Source organism: Cellulomonas wangleii, assembly GCF_018388445.1.
In the GTDB taxonomy this organism is placed as follows: Bacteria; Actinomycetota; Actinomycetes; order Actinomycetales; family Cellulomonadaceae; genus Cellulomonas; species Cellulomonas wangleii.
On record NZ_CP074405.1, the window covers coordinates 1,358,869 to 1,378,208 of the forward strand.

A 19,340-nucleotide genomic window follows, 5' to 3' on the forward strand; every position below is an offset into this window, starting at 1 on the left:
CCGTCGGCCGTGCTCAGCGCTGGAAGGCCGCCTCGATCAGGGCCTTCTGCTCGGCCGCGTGCTTCTTGGCCGACCCGGCCGCGGGGGAGGCCGACCCCGGGCGGGAGACCACCCGGACGGTCCGCCCGACGAGCGGCGGCAGGTGCGTCGACATGAACGTCCACGGACCCTGGTTGCGCGGCTCGTCCTGCACCCACACCAGCTCGGCGTCGCCGTACGGGGCGAGCGCCTGCGCGATCGAGTCGGGGTCCAGCGGGTAGAGCTGCTCGAACCGCACGATCGCGGTCTGCTGGTCGCCCGAGGACACCCGCTGCGCCAGGAGGTCCCAGTAGACCTTGCCCGAGCACAGCAGCACGCGCGTCACCTGGTCGGCCTTGGCCGCTGCGAGGTCGTCGCCGACCACGGGGCGGAAGGTGCCCGTCGTGAAGTCCTGCACGTCCGAGGTCGCGGTCTTGAGCCGCAGCATCGACTTCGGCGTGAACACCACGAGGGGGCGCCGCGGACGCTGGTACGCCTGACGGCGCAGCAGGTGGAAGTGCGACGCGGGCGTCGACGGCTGGGCGATCGTCATGTTGTCCTCGGCGGCGAGCTGCAGGAAGCGCTCGATGCGTGCGGACGAGTGGTCGGGCCCCTGGCCCTCGTAGCCGTGGGGGAGCAGCAGCACGACCGACGAGCGCTGCGCCCACTTCTGCTCCGCGGACGAGATGAACTCGTCGATGACGGTCTGCGCGCCGTTGACGAAGTCGCCGAACTGCGCCTCCCACAGCACCAGCGCGTCGGGGCGCTCCACCGAGTAGCCGTACTCGAACCCGAGGGCGGCGTACTCCGACAGCGAGGAGTCGTAGACCCAGAACTTCGCCTGGTCGCCCGACAGGTACAGCAGCGGGGTCCACTCGGCGCCCGTCTCGCGGTCGTGCAGCACCGCGTGCCGCTGCACGAAGGTGCCGCGGCGCGAGTCCTGCCCGGCCAGCCGCACCGGCGTGCCCTCGATCAGCAGGGAGCCGAAGGCGAGGATCTCGCCGTAGCCCCAGTCGATCCCGCCGTCGCGGCTCATGCGCTCGCGCTTGTCCAGGAGCTGGGCGAGCTTCGGGTGGACCGTGAAGCCCTCCGGCGGGCTCACGTGCGCCTGGCCGATCCGCTGCAGGACCGACGCGGGCACGGCCGTCTGCCAGCCGACCATGACACCGGCGTCCTCCTGCTGGGACTCCGGTCGCTCGAGCCCGGCCACCGTCTCCACGTCCGCGGGCGGCGGCGTCCAGCCGTCCTCCCGCGTCTCGGTGAAGACGCGCTCGAGCTGCGACTGGTAGTCGCGCAGGGCCTGCTCGGCCTCCTCGAGGGTGATGTCCCCCCGCGCCACGAGGGCCTCGGTGTAGATCTTGCGGACCGAGCGCTTCGCCTCGATGAGGTTGTACATCAGCGGCTGCGTCATCGAGGGGTCGTCGCCCTCGTTGTGCCCGCGGCGGCGGTAGCAGACCATGTCGATGATGACGTCGCGGTCGAACTGCTCGCGGTACTCGAACGCCAGCTCGGCCACCCGCACCACGGCCTCGGGGTCGTCCCCGTTGACGTGGAAGATCGGCACCTGCAGGCCCTTGGCGACGTCCGTCGCGTACTGCGAGGAGCGCGACGACGACGGGCCGGTGGTGAAGCCGACCTGGTTGTTGACGATCACGTGGATCGTGCCGCCCGTGCGGTACCCGCGCAGCTGCGCGAGGTTGAGGGTCTCGAAGACGACACCCTGGCCCGCGAACGCCGCGTCGCCGTGGATGAGGATCGGCAGCACGGAGAAGCCGTCGCCCCCGAGGTCGATGCGGTCCTGCTTGGCTCGCACGATGCCCTCGAGCACCGGGTCGACGGCCTCCAGGTGCGACGGGTTCGCGGCCAGGTAGACGGCCGTCGTCGCGCCGGACTCGGCGGTGAAGACGCCCTCGGTGCCGAGGTGGTACTTCACGTCGCCCGAGCCCTGGACCGACTTCGGGTCCTGGTTGCCCTCGAACTCGCTGAAGATCTGGCCGTAGGACTTGCCGGCGATGTTCGCCAGCACGTTCAGCCGCCCGCGGTGCGCCATGCCGATGCCGACCTCGTCGAGGCCGCCGTCGGCCGCTCGCGAGAGGATCGCGTCGAGCAGCGGGATGAGGGACTCGCCGCCCTCGAGCGAGAAGCGCTTCTGCCCGACGAACTTCGTCTGCAGGAACGTCTCGAACGCCTCGGCGGCGTTGAGGCGGCGCAGGATGCGCAGCTGGTCCTCACGGGGCGTGCGCGCGTACCCGGACTCCAGGCGCTCCTGCAGCCAGCGGCGCTGCCGCGGGTCCTGCAGGTGCATGTACTCGGCGCCGACGGTGCGGCAGTACGAGTCGCGCAGCAGGCCCAGCACGTCGCGCAGCGTGGCGCGGGACTTGCCCGTGAAGCCGCCGGTGGGGAACGTGCGGTCCAGGTCCCACAGCGTCAGCCCGTGGTTCTGCACGTCGAGGTCCGGGTGCTTGCGCTGGCGGTAGGCGAGCGGGTCGGTGTCGGCCATGAGGTGGCCGCGCGAGCGGTACGCGTGGATCAGCTCGGCGACGCGCGCGGGCTTGATGGCCTCCGCGTCCGGGTCGTGGTTGGCGTCCCGCACCCAGCGCACCGGCTCGTACGGCACGCGCAGGGCCGCGAACACCCTGTCGTAGAACCCGTCCTCGCCCAGCAGCTTGCGCGACAGGATCCGCAGGAAGTCGCCCGACTGGGCGCCCTGGATGATCCGGTGGTCGTACGTCGAGGTGACCGTGAGGACCTTGGAGACGCCCATGCGGTTGAGCTGCTCGTCCGACGTGCCGGCGAACTCCGCGGGGTAGTCCATGGCGCCGACGCCGACGATCGTGCCCTGCCCCTGCATGAGCCGCGGCACCGAGTGCACCGTGCCGATCGTGCCGGGGTTGGTCAGCGAGATCGTCGTCCCGGCGAAGTCGTCCACCGTGAGCTTGTTGTTGCGCGCGCGGCGCACGACGTCCTCGTAGGCCGTCCAGAACTGCGCGAAGTCGAGCGTCTCGGCCTTCTTGATCGACGGGACCAGGAGCTGGCGCGTGCCGTCCGGCTTGGCCAGGTCGATCGCGAGGCCCAGGTTGACGTGCGCGGGCGACAGCACGCCCGGCTTGCCGTCGACCAGCGTGAACGAGGAGTTCATGGCGGGCATCTCGCCGACGGCCTCGACCAGCGCGAAGCCGATGAGGTGCGTGAAGGAGACCTTGCCGCCGCGGCCGCGCGCCAGGTGGTTGTTGATGACGATGCGGTTGTCGACCATCAGCTTGGCCGGCACGGCGCGCACCGAGGTGGCCGTGGGCACCTCGAGCGACGCCTCCATGTTGGTGACGACGCGGGCCGCCGGGCCGCGCAGCTTCTGCACGTCGTCGACGGGCTGGGCGTCCTGTGCCTCGTCGGTGCGGCGCGTGGCGACCTCGGCGTACGGCGCCGTCGCCGGCTGTGCGGTGGCGACGGGGGAGGGCGTGACCTCGACGGGCCGCGCGGGCGCCGCGGCGGCGGGCGGCGCAGCAGGTGCCGCGACGGCGGGCGCCGTCTGCTCGGCCGGACGGCCGGGCGGTGCGTGGGTCGTGGCGTCGCCGTTGGCCGCAGCACCCGACGTCTCGGGCCTGTAGCCCTCGAAGAAGTCCCACCACGCGGGGTCCACCGCGTCGCGGTCCTTCTGGTACTGCTCGTACAGCTCGTCGACCAGCCACTCGTTCGCGCCGAAGTCGGCACGGGTGGAGTCTGACTGCGCGTTCTGCGTCACGCTGGGATCGCCCACTTCCGGTGCGCGGTACCGGACCGCGCCATCGCCAGTTCTGTTGACGACAACACTACGTGCTCGACGGGGTCGGAGGCCTCTTGCGCGGCGCCCCGCACGGTGATCTGTGCATCGTCTTCACTCCGCGCGGCGCCGGGGTCAACGGCCCCTAAAGGCAGGCTGGGACGTGCCTCAAAGGCAGGTCCGGGGCGTGCCGGGCCGCGCCTCACGGGTGCGGGGCGGTGCGGGCGGGCGTGGCCGGCAGGCGCACGCGCATGGTGCAGCCCGAGTCGGAGTCGGCGACCTCCACGGTGCCCCCGTGCAGCTCCACGGCCCAGCGGACGATCGCCAGGCCGAGCCCCGTGCCACCCGTCGACCCCTGTCCCGTCAGCGCGGGGGTGTTCCCCCGCACGAACCGCTCGAAGACGTGCGCGCGCTGCTCCCGGGCGATGCCCGGTCCCCGGTCGATCACGTCGATCTGCACGTCGCGCCCCGCACGACGGGCGACCACGCGGACCTCCTCGTCCGCGGGCGAGTGCCGGGCCGCGTTCTGCAGGAGGTTGGCGATCACCTGGTGCAGCCGCTCCGGGTCGGCGGGGACGGTCAGACCGTCCGGCACGACGTCCACGACGAACCGCAGCCGCTTCTCGGCACCGACCAGCGACGCCTCGTCGGCCGCCTCGTCCAGCAGCTGGTCCAGGTCGACGTCCTCGATCCGCAGCGACATGGCACCCGCCTCGACCCGCGACAGGTCGAGCAGGGAGGACACCAGCCGGGACAGCCGCTCGGTCTGCGCCAGCGCGACGGCCAGGGTCGCGGGGTCCGGCTCGCTGACCCCGTCGACCATGTTCTCGAGCTGTGCCTGCAGCGCCGTGACGGGTGTGCGCAGCTCGTGCGACACGTTGGCGACCAGCTCGCGCCGGAAGGTGTCCAGGTGCTCCAGGTCGTCGGCCATCGTGTTGAACGCCTCGGCGAGCTGCCCGACCTCGTCGCGGCTCGTGGAGCGCACCCGGCGGCTGTAGTCGCCGGCCGCCATCGCCCGCGCCGCCTCGGTCATCTCCCGCAGCGGGGACGTCATGCCGCGGGCCAGCAGCTGCGTCACGACGAGCGACAGGGCGATCGCCAGCGGCAGCGTGCGGCTCGGGCCGAGCGCCTGGCCGTAGCCCACCCAGATGACGAAGGCGGCGAGCGTGACGGTCGCGGCGACCAGCACGCCCAGCTTCATCTTGATGGTGCGCAGCGGGTCGAGCGGCCGGACGTCCGGCAGCCGCCAGCGGTCGGCGTCCCCCCGCGCGTGGCGGGCGGGCGGCGGTGGGGGAACCGTCACGACCCGCCCTCGGCGGGGTCGTCCGCCGCCGCGTCCGCGGGCTCGTAGGCGTACCCCACGCCGTGGACCGTGCGGATCAGGTCCGGCCCGAGCTTGCGGCGCAGGGCCTTGATGTGGGAGTCGACGGTCCGGGTCCCGCTGGCGTCCACCCAGTCCCACACGTCCGCGAGCAGCCGCTCGCGGGTCAGCACGGTGCGCGGCGAGGACGCGAGCGTCAGCAGCAGGTCGAACTCGGTCGGGGTCAGGTGCACCTCGGTCCCGGCGCGCTGCACCCGGCGCTGCGCGCTGTCGATCGTGACGTCACCGACCACGAGCGGGGGCTCCGGCTGCTGGACGGTGGCCATCTCGGCGGCCCGCGCCGCACGCTCGGTGCGGCGCAGCAGCACCTTGGTCCGCGCGACCAGCTCGCGCATCGAGAACGGCTTGGTCATGTAGTCGTCGGCGCCCACACCCAGGCCGACCAGCATGTCCGTCTCGTCGTCGCGGGCCGTGAGCATGAGGACGGGGACGGGCCGCTCGGCCTGGATCTGCCGGCACACCTCGAGGCCGTCGATCCCCGGCAGCATGACGTCGAGGACGACGACGTCCGGCTGCAGCCGGGCGGCGGTCGCGACGCCCGCGTGGCCGTCGCCCACCGCCTCGACGTTCCAGCCCTCGGCGGTGAAGCGGTGCACGATCGCCTGGGCGATCGCGGGCTCGTCCTCCACCACGAGGACGGTGGTGACACCCGGTCGCGCGACGCTGGTGGCCATGGGGCCAGCGTGGCACACGCAGCCGGGAGCGGTCATGGCGAGCCCGCGCGCGTCCGCGCATCGTCCGTAGGATGTCGCTCACCATGAGCAGCTCAAGTCGCTGCCGGCATCGCGTCCCGCCCCGCGTCCGTCCCGCCCCCGCCGCGTGCGCGGGAGCCGGCCGCGGACGGCGTCCCGCTGGACGCGAGCACGCCGGCCCGCCCCTCTCCACGTCCTGCGAGCCCGCGGGTGCCCGCGGGCACCGCGCGCCGGTGCTCCCGTGCTGACCGACTGGCTGCTCGTCGGCCTCGGTGTGCTGCTGACCGCGGGGACGGCGGTGTTCGTCGCCGCCGAGTTCGCGCTCGTCACCCTCGACCCCGGTCTCGTCGAGCGGCAGACCGCCCCCGACGACACGCGCGGCGGCTCCGTCGTGCGGGCGCTGCGCCGGCTCTCGACGCAGCTGTCCGGGGCCCAGGTCGGCATCACCGTCACGACTGTGCTGCTCGGCTACACCACGCAGCCCGCGGTCGTGCGCCTGCTCGGCCTGCCGCTGGAGGGCGCGGGGGTCGGGGGTGCCGTGGCGGGTGCGCTCGCGGCCGTGCTCGCGCTGGTCCTCGTCAACGGGTTCTCCATGCTCTTCGGCGAGCTCGTGCCCAAGAACTTCGCCATCGCCCGCCCGCTGGGCACCGCACGCGTCGTGGCGCCGCTGCAGCTGGGCTTCACCGCCGCGCTGCGCCCGGTGATCGCCCTGACCAACGGGACCGCCAACGCCCTGCTGCGGCGCGTGGGCGTCGAGCCGCGCGAGGAGCTGTCGGGCGCGCGGTCGCCCGCCGAGCTCGCCTCGCTCGTGCGCCGGTCCGCCGCCCAGGGCACGTTGGACCAGGCCACCGCGACGCTGCTGACCAACTCGATCGACTTCTCGACCCTCACCGCCGTCGACGTCATGACGGACCGCACGCGCCTGCACGTGGTGCGGCGCGACGACTCCGCCGCCGACGTGATGGCGCTGGCCCGGCAGACCGGCCACTCGCGCTTCCCCGTCATCGGGGACTCCGTGGACGACGTGCTGGGCCTGGTCCACCTGCGCAAGGCGATGGCGGTGCCCCACGAGCGGCGCCCGGAGGTGCCGGCCGCCGCCCTCATGGTCGACGCGCCGCGCGTCCCCGAGACGGTGGGCCTGGGTCCCCTGCTGGTCGACCTGCGAGCGCAGGGACTGCAGATGGCGGTCGTCGTGGACGAGTACGGCGGCACCGCCGGTGCCGTGACCCTCGAGGACGTCGTCGAGGAGCTGGTCGGCGAGGTGGCCGACGAGCACGACCGCGCGCGCGGCACGCGGGCGCGGCAGGCGGACGGCTCGTGGGTCCTGCCGGGCGTGGTGCGCCCCGACGAGCTGCACGAGGCGACGGCGCTGCGCGTGCCGGACGACGGCCCGTGGGAGACCGTCGCCGGTCTGCTCATGGCGCGGCTCGGGCGCGTGCCTGCGGAGGGCGACGAGATCGTGGAGGGGAACGTGCGGCTGCGGGTCGAGCGCATGGCAGGGCGCCGCGTCGAGCGGGTGCGGATCAGCGAGGTCCCGGCGGACGAGGCGGGTGACGACTGATGGACGCGACGCTCGCGCTCGTCCTGGCCGTGGTCCTCCTCGCGGCGAACGCGTTCTTCGTCGGTGCGGAGTTCGCCCTGATGTCCGCGCGCCGCTCGTCGGTCGAGCCGCTGGCCGAGGCCGGTGACCGGCGCGCCGTCACCGTGCTGTGGGCCATGGAGCACGTCTCGCTCATGCTCGCGGCCGCGCAGCTGGGCATCACCGTGTGCTCGACGAGCCTGGGCCTCGTCGCCGAGCCGGCGATCGCCCACCTCATCGAGGACCCGCTGCACGCCCTGGGGGTGCCCGCCGCCCTCACGCACCCCATCGCGTTCGTCCTGGCGCTGCTGGTGGTCGTCTACCTGCACGTGGTGCTGGGCGAGATGGTGCCCAAGAACCTGGCCGTCGCCGGGCCGGACCGCGCCGTGCTGCTGTTCGGCCCGCCGCTGGTGTGGGTGGCCCGCGTGATGCGTCCGGTGATCGTCGCGCTCAACTGGCTCGCGAACCACGTGCTGCGGGTGTTCCGCGTCGAGCCGCAGGACGAGGTGGCCTCCGCGTTCACCGCGGAGGAGGTGCAGTCCATCGTCGAGCGCTCGCAGGCGGAGGGTCTGCTGGCCGACGAGCAGGGACTGCTCTCGGGGGCCATCGAGTTCTCGGACCGCACCGCCGCGGAGGTGATGGTGCCGGTCGACGAGCTGGTGACCGTGGACGCGGGCAGCACGCCCGACGACATCGAGCACCTGGTCGCCCGCACCGGCTTCAGCCGGTTCGTCGTCGTGGACGCGGACGGGCGGCCCACCGGGTACCTGCACATCAAGGACGTCCTGTACGCCGACGAGGCGACACGCACGCAGCCCGTGCCGGCCTGGCGCGTGCGCACCCTCGCGGTGGTCGCGCCGGGCGACGAGGTGGAGACGGCGCTGGAGGCGATGCAGCGCTCGGGCTCGCACCTCGCCCGCGTGGACGACGCGGGGCGCACGACCGGTGTCGTCTTCCTCGAGGACATCCTCGAGGAGCTCGTCGGCGAGGTCCGCGACGCGATGCAGCGGGGCCAGCTGCGCTGAGGTCGGGCGCACGGCCGGGCGGCCCCCGACCGGGGTGCAGGACGCACCGGCGCCGGGGTGATCCGGCCCGCTGACGGCACCTGCGGCGGTGGAGGATCCGTGAAGACGCGGCGTGTCGCCCGGTGTGTCGTGCACGTGTCCAGATTGCGACCGTCCTGTGACGTATCAGGCCCTTGGAGCGGCGCGCGCAGCCCGTTATGGTTTCGTAACCGCATCGGGGGAGCCGATGACCAGCGGGACGAAGTGAGCGGAGGTGTCGTGGGATCCCACCGAGCGGAGCCGACGACACGCGCGCGCCGTCGCAGTGCGCGACCGGACGCCGACGTGACAGCCGTCCCTGTGGCGGCGCAGCCCGTCGGGCGCGGCATCGTGGCGACCGACGACGGTGACGCCCCCGCGCGTCGGCGCTCGACGACGGTCCTGGGGCGCGCCGGTGTGCTGTGCGCGCTGGTCGGGGTCACCGTGGTCGTGCCGGTCACGCAGGGCGTGGCGGACGGCGAGATCGTCATGGGTGTCGCCACCACGGCCGCCGCGGACGCGAACCTCCCGTCGACGGTCGCGGCCCTGACCGCCCTCCCGCTGACGGACCTGCCCCCCACCCCGCTGATGTCGACCGACTCCAGCTCGCGGCTGCGGGCCCTGGCCGACGTCTCGCGGGACGCCGAGCGCTCCGCGCTGCCCGGCTGCGACGGGTCGGTGCGCGCTGCGGGCGAGAACGGCCTGCTGGCGACCAAGGACCTGTGCACGCTGTGGGACGGGCGCACGCAGATGCGCGCCGACGCGGCCGTCGCGCTCGCCGAGCTCAACGAGGCCCACGTCGCGCGGTTCGGGACGGACCTGTGCCTGTCGTCCGGGTACCGGACGCTCGCGCAGCAGAAGGCCGTCAAGGCGCAGAAGGGCGGCCTGGCCGCCACCCCCGGCAAGAGCAACCACGGCTGGGGCCTCGCGATGGACTTCTGCTCGATCCAGACGTCGGGCGCCCGCTGGACGTGGATGAACGACAACGGACCCACGTTCGGCTGGGAGCAGCCCAACTGGGCCGTCCGCGGGGGCTCCGGCCCGTACGAGCCGTGGCACTGGGAGTACACCAAGGGCGTCAAGGCCGACGGCGAGTACTACGGCTGACGTCGCGGTCGGCCGGTCCGCGTCGGTGACGCGCGGCGGCACCTGACGCACGCCGGCGGGCCCGCCGCAGCGGACCCGCCGACGGGACGGCTCAGCGCAGCGACATGCCCCACCGGACCTCGTGGGTCGCGCCGGGCGCGAGCTCCACGAGCAGGTCGCCGGTGCGGAACGCGTCCGCGATGCACGTCATCGGCTCGACCGCGACGCCGCGGCGCTCGATGCCGGGGATGCCGTCGCCCGTGCAGACCTGCCACGCGGGCAGCGTGGCGTCGGCCCAGACCGCGACGGTGCGGCCGTCGGCCCCGGTGAGGGTCGCCCACGTCAGGCCGTCGGCGTCGGGGGTCACCTCGAGCCACGCGTCGTCCAGCGTGACGCCGGCCAGCGGGCGGCCCGCGCGCAGGTCCATGTCGCCCGCGACGGACTGCGTCCCGGTGGGCAGCAGGCGCTCGTCGACCGTCACCGACCGGGCCGCGTCGAGCTGCAGCGTGCACTCGTCGACCGTGCCGGGGCCGGGGGACAGCCACGGGTGGAACCCGACGCCGTACGGCGCGACGTCGGTGCCCTGGTTGGTCGCGGCGAGCGCCACCGTGAGGCCGTCGTCGCCCAGCGTGTAGGTCACGTCCAGGCGCAGCGGCCAGGGGTAGCCCGGGATCGGCACCAGGTCGTGGCGCAGCGTCACCGAGTCCTCGGTGGCGATCACGGTGGCGAACCGCTCGTACGCGAGCAGGCCGTGCAGCGACGTCAGGCGCTCGTGCTCGGTCAGCGGCACCTCGTAGGTGACGTCGCGGAACCGGTACGTGCCGTCGCGCAGCCGGTTGGGCCACGGCGCCAGCACGGCACCGGAGAACGCGGGGGCGATCGAGTCGACCGCGAACGGCAGGACGACGTCCCGGTCACCGACGCGGTACTCGCGCAGGCTCGCGGCGACGGACGTGACGACGGCGACCTGGTCACCGTGCTGCAGCACGTGCTGGTCACCCGTGGGTGGGGGAGTGTTCACGGAACCCAACCTACGTGTGAACGTGCGCCCCGCACGGGGACCGCACGGGCGTGCCGCGACGTCGCGGCCGTGGTGGTGTCCTGCACCCACACGAACGTCTCCATGGTGACGACCGTCGCACCCGCCCCCTCCACCGAGGGGTTCCAGCGGATCGTGCCGGCGCGCTCCATCACCTCCTGGACCTCCGCCGAGGTGAAGACGCTGAACGCGGGGCTCACCGTGCTGGTGGTCATGGTGCGCCAGTACTCCTTGTCTCCTCCGCCCGGTGCGGCGGGACGAGATCAGGGCACAACGGGACCAGCGGCCCCGGCGAGTCGCGGGCCCTCCCGCGTCGTCCTGTGGACGAACCGCCCCGCGGTGGCGCGCCATGCCCTACCGTCGCTGCCGGATACGGACGAACGGGACATCTGCGGCGCGGGACGCGGGACGGTGAGGGTGGTGACGGTGGTGGCGGACGGCGTGACGATCCTCGAGGGGGAGGTCCGTGAGCTCGTCCGGCGTCGCGGGCTCGACCCGGTGCGGGACCGGGCCGGGGTCGTGGCGCTGGTCCACGCCGCCATGGCCGACTACGACGAGCGCTCGCTGCTCGGGGCCGTGCCGCCGCTGGGTGACGCCGCCGCCGCGCACAAGCTGGTGGTCGACGCCGTGGCCGGGCTGGGACCGCTGCAGCGCTACCTGGACGACGAGGAGGTCGAGGAGATCTGGATCAACTCGCCGTCGCAGGTCTTCGTGGCCCGGCGCGGTGAGCCCGAGCTGACCACGACGATCCTGACGGAGGCCCAGGTCCGGGACCTCGTGGAGAGGATGCTGAAGGTCTCCGGGCGGCGGCTGGACCTGTCCAGCCCGTTCGTCGACGCCTCCCTGCCCGGCGGTGAACGGCTGCACGCCGTCATCCCCGACGTCACGCGACGGTACTGGTCGGTGAACATCCGCAAGTACGTCGTGCGGGCCACGAGCATGGAGGACATGGTCGCCCTGGGGTCGGTCACCCCGCAGGCGGCCGCGTTCCTGCGGGCCGCGGTCCAGGTCGGCCTCAACGTGCTGGTCTCCGGCCAGACGCAGGCCGGCAAGACGACGATGCTCAACGCCCTGGCCGGGGCCGTTCCGCCGCGCGAGCGGGTGGTGAGCTGCGAGGAGGTCTTCGAGCTGCGCCCGGCCGTGCGTGACTGGGTGGCGATGCAGACGCGGCAGCCCAACCTGGAGGGCACCGGCGAGATCACCCTGCGCCGCCTCGTCAAGGAGGCGCTGCGGATGCGCCCCGACAGGCTGCTGGTGGGGGAGGTCCGGGAGGCGGAGGCGCTCGACCTGCTCATCGCCCTCAACAGCGGCATCCCCGCGATGTGCACGATCCACGCCAGCTCGGCACGGGAGGCGCTCAGCAAGCTGTGCACGCTGCCGCTGCTGGCCGGAGGCAACATCTCGGACCGGTTCGTGGTGCCGACCGTCGCGTCCTCCGTGGACCTCGTCGTTCACCTGGAGCTGGACGCCCGTGGGCGGCGGCGCACCCGTGAGGTCGTCGCGGTGCCCGGTCGCGTGGAGGCGGGTGTCGTGGAGACGGCCGACCTGTTCACCACGCGCGCCGGTGTGCTCGTGCGTGGGGACGGGTTCCCGCCGCACGTCGAGCGCTTCGCCCGGGCCGGCCTCGACGTCGCCGCGATGCTGCGGCAGGGCTGAGCCGTGGGCGTCGTCGTGGGGCTGCTGCTGGGGGCGGGGCTCGCGTGCGTCTGGTGGTCCTGGTGGCCGCTCGCGCGTGGCCACGGGCAGCGGCCTGACGGCTGGACCGTGCGGACGCGCGACACGCTGACGCAGGCCGGTGTCAGCGCCGTGACGCCGGGTGCGCTGATCGGTGTCAGCGCGCTCGCGAGCCTGCTGGTCGCGGCACTGGCGTTCCTCGTCGTGCCGGTCCCGGTGGTCGCCCTGTGCGCAGGCGCGTTCGCGGCCGCCGCGCCCTCGGCGCTCGTGCGGGGCCGGGCCCGCCGTCGGCTCGCCGCCGCACGCGGCCTGTGGCCCGACGTGGTCGACCACCTCGCGTCGGGCGTGCGTGCAGGGCTGTCCCTGCCGGAGGCGGTCGCCCAGCTGGGTGACCGGGGACCGGCCGAGCTGCGCCCGCCGTTCCGCGCGTTCGCGGAGGACTACCGCGCGACCGGGCGGTTCGTCGACAGCCTCGACGTGCTCAAGGACCGGCTCGCCGACCCCGTCGCGGACCGGATCATCGAGGCGCTGCGTCTCACCCGGGACGTCGGTGGCACCGACCTGGGGCGGCTGCTGCGCACGTTGTCGACCTTCCTGCGTGAGGACCTGCGCACCCGTGGGGAGATCGAGGCGCGCCAGAGCTGGACCGTGTACGCCGCCCGCCTGGCCGTCGCCGCGCCGTGGGTCGTGCTCGCGATGCTGGCGACGCGTCCCGAGGCGATCCGCGCCTACGACTCGACCGCCGGTGCGGTCGTCCTCGTCACCGGCGCGGTCTGCACGGTCGTGGCGTACCGGGTCATGCTGCGGGTCGCCCGCCTGCCGGACGACCCTCGGGTGCTGCGATGAGCCCCCGTGTGCTGGGTGCGCTCGCCGGCCTGCTGCTGGGCAGCGGGCTGGTGCTCGTCGCGCTGCGGCTCGGCGCCCGGCGGATCACGCTCGACCAGCGGGTCGGGCCCTACCTGCGCACGCGCGGCACGTCGAGCCTGCTGCGCGCCGAGGCGGCGCGTGGTCCGTGGGCCACGGTCGACCGACTCGTGGCGCCCTTCCTGGCGGACGGGGTGCGCCTCGTCGCCCGGCTGGGGTCGCCGGCCGCCGACGTGCGGCGGCGGCTGGCGCGCGCCGGTCGTCACGAGACGGTCGAGCAGCTGCGCGCGCAGCAGGTCGTCTCGGGCGTCGTCGGGCTCGCGGTCGGGCTGCTCGCCGCCGTGGTGCTCGCCGCCACCCGGGGTGCTGCCGTGGTGCCCCTGGTCGCGCTGGTCGCCGTCTGCGGGCTCCTCGGCGCGCTGGTGCCCGACTGGCTGGTGGGGCGGCAGGTCGCCCGCCGGGAGGCGCGGCTCCTCGCGCAGATGCCCACCGTCACCGAGCTGCTCGCGCTGGCCGTGAGCGCGGGGGAGGGAGCGACCGGCGCGCTCGAGCGCGTCGTGCGCCAGACCCACGGCGAGCTGGCCGACGAGCTCGCCCGCACCCTGGCCGACGCGCGGGCCGGTACGCCGCTGACCGGCGCCCTCCAGGCGCTCGCGGACCGGACCGGGCTCCCCGCGCTGGCGCGGTTCGCCGAAGGCGTCGCTGTCGCGGTCGAGCGCGGTTCACCCCTGGCCGACGTGCTGCGGGCGCAGGCCCAGGACGTCCGCGAGGAGGGCCGGCGAGCCCTGATGCAGACCGGCGGGCGCAAGGAGGTGCTCATGATGGTCCCGGTGGTGTTCCTCATCCTCCCGGTGACCGTCCTGTTCGCCGTCTTCCCCAGCGCGGTGGTCCTGCGGGTGGGGTTGTGACCCCGGCCGCGACGAGCAGCGCGACGCCGCCCGGCGTCCGCGCGGTGACGACGGAGGTCGAGCATGGCGACGAGGTTCTGGTCCCGGACGTGGAGCGCGGCGGTGCACCGGGCGTCGGCGGGTGGTCACCCGGAGCGGGGCGACGTGCCGGGCTGGGTGCTGGTCACCCTCATGACGGCCGGTCTGGTGTCGGTGCTGTGGCTGGCCGCGGGCGACGCGCTGCAGCGGCTGTTCCTCGACGCGATCGAGGGCGTCTCGCCCGGATCGGGCACCTGAGGTCCGCCCCGGAACTGCGCGGCGCCGGTGACCGGGGCTCCGCGATCGTCGACTTCACGCTGGTCGGGGGCCTGGTCGTGGTGCTGTTCGCCTCCGTGCTGCAGCTCGCGCTCGTCCAGCACGTGCGCAACACCTGCGTGGACGCGGCGGCGGAGGGTGCCCGCTACGCGGCCCAGGTGGGCCGGACCCCCGCGGAGGGCGCAGCCCGCACCACCGAGCTGCTGCGGGCGTCGCTCGCGGAGCGGTACGCGCAGGACGTGACCGCGCGACGCGTCGACGCCGCCGGGCTCGAGCTCGTCGAGGTGAGCGTCCGGGTGCCGCTGCCCGTGGTCGGTCTGCTCGGCCCGGGTGGCGTCATGCGGCTCGACGGGCACGCACCCGTGGAGTGGCCGTGACCGCCGTCGCCCGGCTCCGGCGGCGGCACCGCGCCCGGACGGCCGGACGGGACGCCGACGCGGGCAGCGCGCTCGTGGAGTTCCTCGGCATCTCGCTCGTGCTGCTGGTGCCGATCGTCTACCTCGTGCTCGTCCTCGGCCGCATCCAGGCCGCGACGTTCGCGACGGAGGGAGCCGCGCGGGAGGCGGCGCGCGTGTACGTCGTGGCGGACGACGCCCGGCAGGGCGCTGCCCGTGCGGTGACCGCCGTGGGGGTGGCGCTCGCGGACCAGGGCTTCGACGACGACCCCGCAGCGGCGCTGACCGTCCGGTGCTCGAGCGACCCGTGCCTCACGCCGGGTGCGGAGGTCGCGGCGACCGTGCAGGTCCGCGTGCCGCTGCCGTTCGTCCCGACGTTCGTGCGCGACGTGGTCCCGCTCGAGGTCCCGGTCACGGCCGAGCGGGTGGCGCCGGTCGACGCCTACCGGGCGGCGCGATGAGGCCGGGGGCGCCGAGCTCCTGGCGCCGCGCGCGGACGGGCGCCGGCGGTGGTGACGACAGCGGGCAGGTCATGGTCCTGTCGCTGGGATTCGCCGTCCTCGCGATCCTGCTGGTGCTGGTCGTCGCCGCGGCCACCGGGGTGCACCTGGACCGCAAGCGGCTGCTCGCGGTGGCGGACCTGGCGGCGCTCTCGGCCGCCGACCAGGTCGGCGCGCGCTACTTCGCCGAACCGGGCGACGCGGGCGGGGTGCCGTTGACCGACGCCGCGGTACGGGCCGCGGTCGAGCAGTACGTGCGCGACCACCCGGACCCCGCCGCACGGTGGGACGCCGTCCGCGTGCTCGAGGCGTCCACGCCCGACGGGCGGACCGCCGTCGTGCGCCTGGGCGCGGTTACGCGCCCGGTGCTGGTGACGTGGGTGCTGGCGCCGTGGACCGACGGCATCGCGCTCGAGGCCGAGGGCGCGGCACGCGCCTCGTGACCCCGGGTGGGCGGACCGGGCGGTCGTGCGGGCGGCCCGTGCCGGGCGGGTGGGTCAGGCCGGGGCCGGACCGGTGCTGCCGCGCACGACCAGCTCGACGGGCACCACCACCGTGGTCGGCGCGGGCTCGGGGCCGTCGCCGCGGGCGTGCGCCAGGGCGTCGATGAGCGCCTGCGCCGCCAGCCGGCCCTTCGCGTCGAAGTCCTGCCGCAGGGTCGTCAGCGCCGGCCGGACGGTCTGGGCGAGGAACGAGTCGTCGAACCCCACGACGGACAGGTCGCGCGGGACCGTCAGTCCCGCCTGCTGCGCGGCGCGCACCAGCGTGGCGCCCATGAGGTCGGAGAAGCAGACGACACCCGTGGGGCGCTGCGGGTCGGCCAGCAGCAGCTCGACGCCGGCGGCGGTGTCCGTGGCCCGGTTGTCCGGCACCTCGAGGACCCGACCGGTCAGCCCTGCGTCCGCCAGCGCCGCCAGGGCGCCCGCCGTCCGCTTGCGCGCCACCTGGGTCGGGTTGTCCGCGGACGGGTCGGCGCGCCACGCGGGGGCGGTGAGGCCCGAGTTCATCGTCAGCACCGCGATGTCGCGGTGCCCCAGGCCCACCAGGTGCTCGACCGCCGCCCGGCCGCCGCCGACGTCGTCCAGCACGATGCCCGTGCTCCCCGCCAGCGGCTCCTGGTCCACGAACACCAGGGGCAGCCGGCGCCGGGCCAGCCAGCCGACGGCCTCGGTGTCACCGGCGCACGCGTAGACCACCGCGGCGTCGATCGGCAGGTCGCGCGCGTGCAGGTGGCCACCGACGCCCGCCGCGGGGATGAGCGAGACGGACAGGCCGGTCGGCGCGAGCTCCTCGGCCAGCGCCCCGAAGAACGCGGCCGCCGCAGGGTCCCGGAACGCCTCGCCCAGGGAGTCGGTCATCACCGCGCCCACCGCGCCGGTGGACCGCCGCGCCAGCGCCCGCGCGGTCGGGTCCGGGCCGGCGTACCCGAGCTCGGCCGCCGCGGCGAGGATCCGCTCGCGCAGCGTGGCCGAGAGCTGGTCGGGGCGGGAGAACGCGTTGGACACGGTCATGCGGCTGACGCCGACCACGTCGGCGACGGTCTGCAGCGTCACGCGGCCCATGTCGTCCCCGCCCTCGGTCCCCGCGTCACGGGGACCAGCGTAGGCCGCGGCGCCCGGGCGGGCCGTCATGCCACGGGCCGGCCGAGCCGCTCGGGGGCCGGGGTCAGCGCATCGGCCAGCCGGTGCAGCAGGCTCGCCGCCGCGAGCCGGGCGCGCGCCGTGCGCGACGGGCGCGTGCGCCGGCGTCGCGCACGACGCTCGGCGCGCAGGTCCCCGGGGCGCAGGGGGACCAGGGGGGCGTCCGCGTGGGCGCTGGTCGCGCGGATCTGGGTCGCGCGGACGCCGAAGCCGGTGCCGAAGAGGCTCATGTCGTGCTCCCATCGCTTCTGTACCGATCAAGTTGGCGAGTTCGACGCTACGCCGCCTCACTTGACCGGTCAAGAGGATGCGCGTGGCGCATCGCGCGGTTGTCCCGGGCGCGCGGCGGCGGGACGATCGAGACGTCGAGGAGGACACCCATGACCGAGCACGTGGTGGCGGGGTACGACGGCTCACCCGAGGCGGTGGCCGCGGTCCGGTGGGCGGCAGGCTCTGCCCAGCGTCTGGGGCTGCCCCTGCAGGTGGTGCACGTGTGGGGCCTGGCCGGCCAGCTGGACACCCCGCCGACGCGCGCCGCGTCCGCGTACGTGCGCGACGGTGCGCGCGAGGTCGCGGAGGAGGGCGCCCAGGTCGCGCGCGAGGCCGTGCCGGGCATCGAGGTGGAGGCGGTGCTCGACGACGGGCCACCCGCCCGTGCCCTGGTCGACCGTGCCGTCGACGCGCCCCTGATCGTCCTGGGCCGGCAGGGGTCGGCGCGGCTGTCCGGCGTGCTCATGGGGTCCGTCGCCCTGGCGACGCTGCAGCACGCGCCCTGCCCGGTCGTGATCGTGCCCCGCACCAGCCCCGAGGAGGCGCCCACCGACCTCGTCGTCGTCGGTGTCGACGGGTCACGGCAGGCGCTGGGTGCCGTGGAGGCGGCCGGCCGGTACGCGGCGCGCACGGGCGCCCGCCTGCGGGTCGTCGCGTGCTGGCAGGGGCCGCTGCACGGCCGCTCCCTGGCCGACTGGGTCCGGGACCACCCCGACGTCTCGCCCGACGACGTGGCCCGGCGCGCGGCCGAGGACTCGCTCGAGCGCGCGCGGACCCTGCTGCGCGACCGGTACCCGGACGTGCAGGTCGAGACCCTGGTCGAGGAGGGTCCCGCAGCGCGCGTGCTCGCGCGCCACGCCGAGAAGGCGGACCTGCTGGTGGTCGGCACGCGCGGCCGCAGCGGGCTGGCGGGCCTCGTGCTCGGCTCCGTGAGCCAGTGGCTCGTGGCGCGGGCGGCGTGCCCGGTGCTGGTCTCGCGCACGGTGACGCAGTGACGGCCGACGGACCGGCCCCCCGGAGCGGGTAGCCTGGACGGCCGTGGCCACCACCGACTTCCCTGCCGAGATCCGCGAGCTGCGCTCCACGCTGGAGTCGATCCAGTCGGTGAGCGACCCCACCGCGCTGCGGGAGAAGATCGCCGTGCTCTCCGAGCAGGCGTCCGCCCCCGACCTGTGGGACGACCCCGACGCGGCGCAGAAGGTCACCAGCGCGCTGTCCTCGACGCAGTCCGAGCTCGACCGCGTCACCAGGCTCGGGGGGCGCATCGACGACCTGGAGACGCTCGTCGAGATGGCCGCGGAGGAGGACGACGCCGACACGCTCGCCGAGGCCGAGGCCGAGCTCGTCAAGATCCGCAAGGACCTCGGTGAGCTCGAGGTCCGCACGCTGCTGGCCGGCAAGTACGACATCCGCGACGCGGTCGTCACGATCCGCGCGGGTGCCGGCGGCGTCGACGCGGCGGACTTCGCCGAGATGCTCATGCGCATGTACCTGCGCTGGGCCGAGCGGCACGGGTACGCCACGTCCGTGCTCGACACGTCCTACGCCGAGGAGGCGGGGCTGAAGTCGGCGACGTTCGAGGTCAAGGCGCCCTACGCGTTCGGGCACCTGTCCGTCGAGGCCGGCACGCACCGTCTGGTCCGGATCTCCCCGTTCGACAACCAGGGTCGCCGGCAGACGTCCTTCGCCGCCGTCGAGGTGATCCCGCTCATCGAGCAGACCGACTCCATCGAGATCCCCGAGTCGGAGATCAAGGTCGACGTGTTCCGGTCCTCCGGGCCCGGCGGGCAGTCCGTCAACACCACCGACTCGGCCGTGCGCATGACCCACATCCCCACCGGGATCGTCGTGTCCATGCAGAACGAGAAGTCGCAGATCCAGAACCGTGCCGCCGCCCTGCGCGTCCTGCAGTCGCGCCTGCTCCTGCAGCGTCAGGAGGAGGAGCGGGCCGCGAAGAAGGAGATGGCGGGCGACATCAAGGCGTCGTGGGGCGACCAGATGCGCTCCTACGTGCTGCAGCCGTACCAGATGGTCAAGGACCTGCGCACGGAGCACGAGGTCGGCAACCCCGCCGCGGTGTTCGACGGTGACATCGACGACTTCATCGAGGCCGGCATCCGCTGGCGCCGCGGGCAGCAGATCGCCGACGCCTGACCGGACGCCACCCGGCGTCGTGGACCGGCGTCCGGGACGGACC

Annotated in this window: 19 protein-coding genes; 12 read left to right on the top strand and 7 right to left on the bottom strand. The window is 74.5% G+C overall.

Annotated elements, in window-relative coordinates; genetic code table 11:
• Positions 1-13 precede the first annotated feature (13 nt).
• The 3 genes from KG103_RS06285 to KG103_RS06295 all read right to left on the bottom strand — a co-directional run bounded on the left by KG103_RS06285 (position 14) and on the right by KG103_RS06295 (position 5,833).
• Positions 14-3,760 (bottom strand): multifunctional oxoglutarate decarboxylase/oxoglutarate dehydrogenase thiamine pyrophosphate-binding subunit/dihydrolipoyllysine-residue succinyltransferase subunit, encoded by a 3,747-nt coding sequence (locus KG103_RS06285; protein ID WP_207340723.1) that lies wholly within the window; start codon positions 3,758-3,760, stop codon positions 14-16.
• Between the two features lie 220 nt (positions 3,761-3,980).
• Positions 3,981-5,081: a HAMP domain-containing sensor histidine kinase gene (locus tag KG103_RS06290; RefSeq protein WP_207340722.1), complete on the bottom strand. Its 1,101-nt coding sequence runs from the start codon at positions 5,079-5,081 to the stop codon at positions 3,981-3,983.
• On the bottom strand, positions 5,078-5,833 hold the full coding sequence (locus KG103_RS06295) for a response regulator transcription factor (RefSeq protein WP_207340721.1): 756 nt from the start codon (positions 5,831-5,833) through the stop codon (positions 5,078-5,080). The genes KG103_RS06290 and KG103_RS06295 overlap by 4 nt, the downstream gene beginning before the upstream one ends.
• Before the next feature lie 259 nt (positions 5,834-6,092).
• On the opposite strand from KG103_RS06295, the gene KG103_RS06300 reads away from it, so the two are divergent.
• From KG103_RS06300 to KG103_RS06310, 3 genes are all read left to right on the top strand, one after another.
• Positions 6,093-7,412, top strand: a complete 1,320-nt coding sequence (locus KG103_RS06300) for a hemolysin family protein (protein ID WP_207340720.1) — start codon at positions 6,093-6,095, stop codon at positions 7,410-7,412.
• Complete coding sequence (locus KG103_RS06305) at positions 7,412-8,455, top strand: hemolysin family protein (RefSeq protein WP_207340719.1); 1,044 nt, start codon at positions 7,412-7,414, stop codon at positions 8,453-8,455. Before KG103_RS06300 ends, KG103_RS06305 begins: the two co-directional genes overlap by 1 nt.
• 324 nt (positions 8,456-8,779) lie before the next feature.
• Entirely contained in the window at positions 8,780-9,580 is an 801-nt protein-coding gene (locus KG103_RS06310) for a M15 family metallopeptidase (protein WP_207340718.1), read from the top strand.
• A 91-nt stretch (positions 9,581-9,671) separates the two neighbouring features.
• Here KG103_RS06310 and KG103_RS06315 read toward each other — a convergent pair whose 3' ends face one another.
• Together KG103_RS06315 and KG103_RS06320 are read right to left on the bottom strand one after the other, a co-directional pair.
• Complete coding sequence (locus tag KG103_RS06315; RefSeq protein ID WP_207340717.1) at positions 9,672-10,580, bottom strand: aldose 1-epimerase family protein; 909 nt, start codon at positions 10,578-10,580, stop codon at positions 9,672-9,674.
• Positions 10,577-10,813: a hypothetical protein gene (locus KG103_RS06320; RefSeq protein ID WP_207340716.1), complete on the bottom strand. Its 237-nt coding sequence runs from the start codon at positions 10,811-10,813 to the stop codon at positions 10,577-10,579. The genes KG103_RS06315 and KG103_RS06320 overlap by 4 nt, the downstream gene beginning before the upstream one ends.
• 202 nt (positions 10,814-11,015) lie before the next feature.
• On the opposite strand from KG103_RS06320, the gene KG103_RS06325 reads away from it, so the two are divergent.
• The 7 genes from KG103_RS06325 (at position 11,016) to KG103_RS06355 (ending at position 15,676) form a co-directional block, all read left to right on the top strand.
• Positions 11,016-12,254 (top strand): CpaF family protein, encoded by a 1,239-nt coding sequence (locus tag KG103_RS06325; protein ID WP_372434893.1) that lies wholly within the window; start codon positions 11,016-11,018, stop codon positions 12,252-12,254.
• Between the two features lie 3 nt (positions 12,255-12,257).
• Positions 12,258-13,118, top strand: a complete 861-nt coding sequence (locus KG103_RS06330; RefSeq protein WP_207340715.1) for a type II secretion system F family protein — start codon at positions 12,258-12,260, stop codon at positions 13,116-13,118.
• Positions 13,115-14,044: a type II secretion system F family protein gene (locus KG103_RS06335; protein WP_207340714.1), complete on the top strand. Its 930-nt coding sequence runs from the start codon at positions 13,115-13,117 to the stop codon at positions 14,042-14,044. Before KG103_RS06330 ends, KG103_RS06335 begins: the two co-directional genes overlap by 4 nt.
• Positions 14,045-14,107: 63 nt before the next feature.
• Positions 14,108-14,320: a hypothetical protein gene (locus KG103_RS06340; RefSeq protein WP_207340828.1), complete on the top strand. Its 213-nt coding sequence runs from the start codon at positions 14,108-14,110 to the stop codon at positions 14,318-14,320.
• A 44-nt stretch (positions 14,321-14,364) separates the two neighbouring features.
• Positions 14,365-14,715: a TadE/TadG family type IV pilus assembly protein gene (locus KG103_RS06345; RefSeq protein WP_322973090.1), complete on the top strand. Its 351-nt coding sequence runs from the start codon at positions 14,365-14,367 to the stop codon at positions 14,713-14,715.
• Positions 14,712-15,194: a pilus assembly protein gene (locus KG103_RS06350; RefSeq protein ID WP_207340713.1), complete on the top strand. Its 483-nt coding sequence runs from the start codon at positions 14,712-14,714 to the stop codon at positions 15,192-15,194. Before KG103_RS06345 ends, KG103_RS06350 begins: the two co-directional genes overlap by 4 nt.
• Positions 15,191-15,676: a pilus assembly protein TadG-related protein gene (locus KG103_RS06355; protein ID WP_242635736.1), complete on the top strand. Its 486-nt coding sequence runs from the start codon at positions 15,191-15,193 to the stop codon at positions 15,674-15,676. The genes KG103_RS06350 and KG103_RS06355 overlap by 4 nt, the downstream gene beginning before the upstream one ends.
• Positions 15,677-15,730: 54 nt before the next feature.
• Here KG103_RS06355 and KG103_RS06360 read toward each other — a convergent pair whose 3' ends face one another.
• A complete protein-coding gene (locus tag KG103_RS06360) occupies positions 15,731-16,795 on the bottom strand; it encodes a LacI family DNA-binding transcriptional regulator (RefSeq protein WP_207340712.1) in 1,065 nt (354 codons plus the stop codon).
• A 65-nt stretch (positions 16,796-16,860) separates the two neighbouring features.
• Positions 16,861-17,103: a hypothetical protein gene (locus KG103_RS06365; RefSeq protein WP_207340711.1), complete on the bottom strand. Its 243-nt coding sequence runs from the start codon at positions 17,101-17,103 to the stop codon at positions 16,861-16,863.
• Between the two features lie 150 nt (positions 17,104-17,253).
• Between KG103_RS06365 and KG103_RS06370 the strand changes: the two genes are divergently transcribed.
• Together KG103_RS06370 and prfB are read left to right on the top strand one after the other, a co-directional pair.
• Complete coding sequence (locus KG103_RS06370) at positions 17,254-18,138, top strand: universal stress protein (RefSeq protein WP_207340710.1); 885 nt, start codon at positions 17,254-17,256, stop codon at positions 18,136-18,138.
• A gap of 43 nt (positions 18,139-18,181) precedes the next feature.
• The gene (gene prfB / locus KG103_RS06375) at positions 18,182-19,297 is read left to right on the top strand and encodes a peptide chain release factor 2 (protein ID WP_207340709.1); all 1,116 of its coding nucleotides are present in this window, start codon (positions 18,182-18,184) and stop codon (positions 19,295-19,297) included.
• The last annotated feature ends 43 nt before the right edge of the window (positions 19,298-19,340 follow it).

Coding starts and splice junctions, on each gene's coding strand:
- KG103_RS06355 (WP_242635736.1), top strand. CDS start 15,191: ATGAGGCCGGGGGCGCCGAGCTCCTGGCGCCGCGCGCGGACGGGCGCC.
- KG103_RS06360 (WP_207340712.1), bottom strand. CDS start 16,795: ATGGGCCGCGTGACGCTGCAGACCGTCGCCGACGTGGTCGGCGTCAGC.
- KG103_RS06295 (WP_207340721.1), bottom strand. CDS start 5,833: ATGGCCACCAGCGTCGCGCGACCGGGTGTCACCACCGTCCTCGTGGTG.
- KG103_RS06335 (WP_207340714.1), top strand. CDS start 13,115: ATGAGCCCCCGTGTGCTGGGTGCGCTCGCCGGCCTGCTGCTGGGCAGC.
- KG103_RS06370 (WP_207340710.1), top strand. CDS start 17,254: ATGACCGAGCACGTGGTGGCGGGGTACGACGGCTCACCCGAGGCGGTG.
- KG103_RS06365 (WP_207340711.1), bottom strand. CDS start 17,103: ATGAGCCTCTTCGGCACCGGCTTCGGCGTCCGCGCGACCCAGATCCGC.
- KG103_RS06340 (WP_207340828.1), top strand. CDS start 14,108: ATGGCGACGAGGTTCTGGTCCCGGACGTGGAGCGCGGCGGTGCACCGG.
- KG103_RS06305 (WP_207340719.1), top strand. CDS start 7,412: ATGGACGCGACGCTCGCGCTCGTCCTGGCCGTGGTCCTCCTCGCGGCG.
- KG103_RS06320 (WP_207340716.1), bottom strand. CDS start 10,813: ATGACCACCAGCACGGTGAGCCCCGCGTTCAGCGTCTTCACCTCGGCG.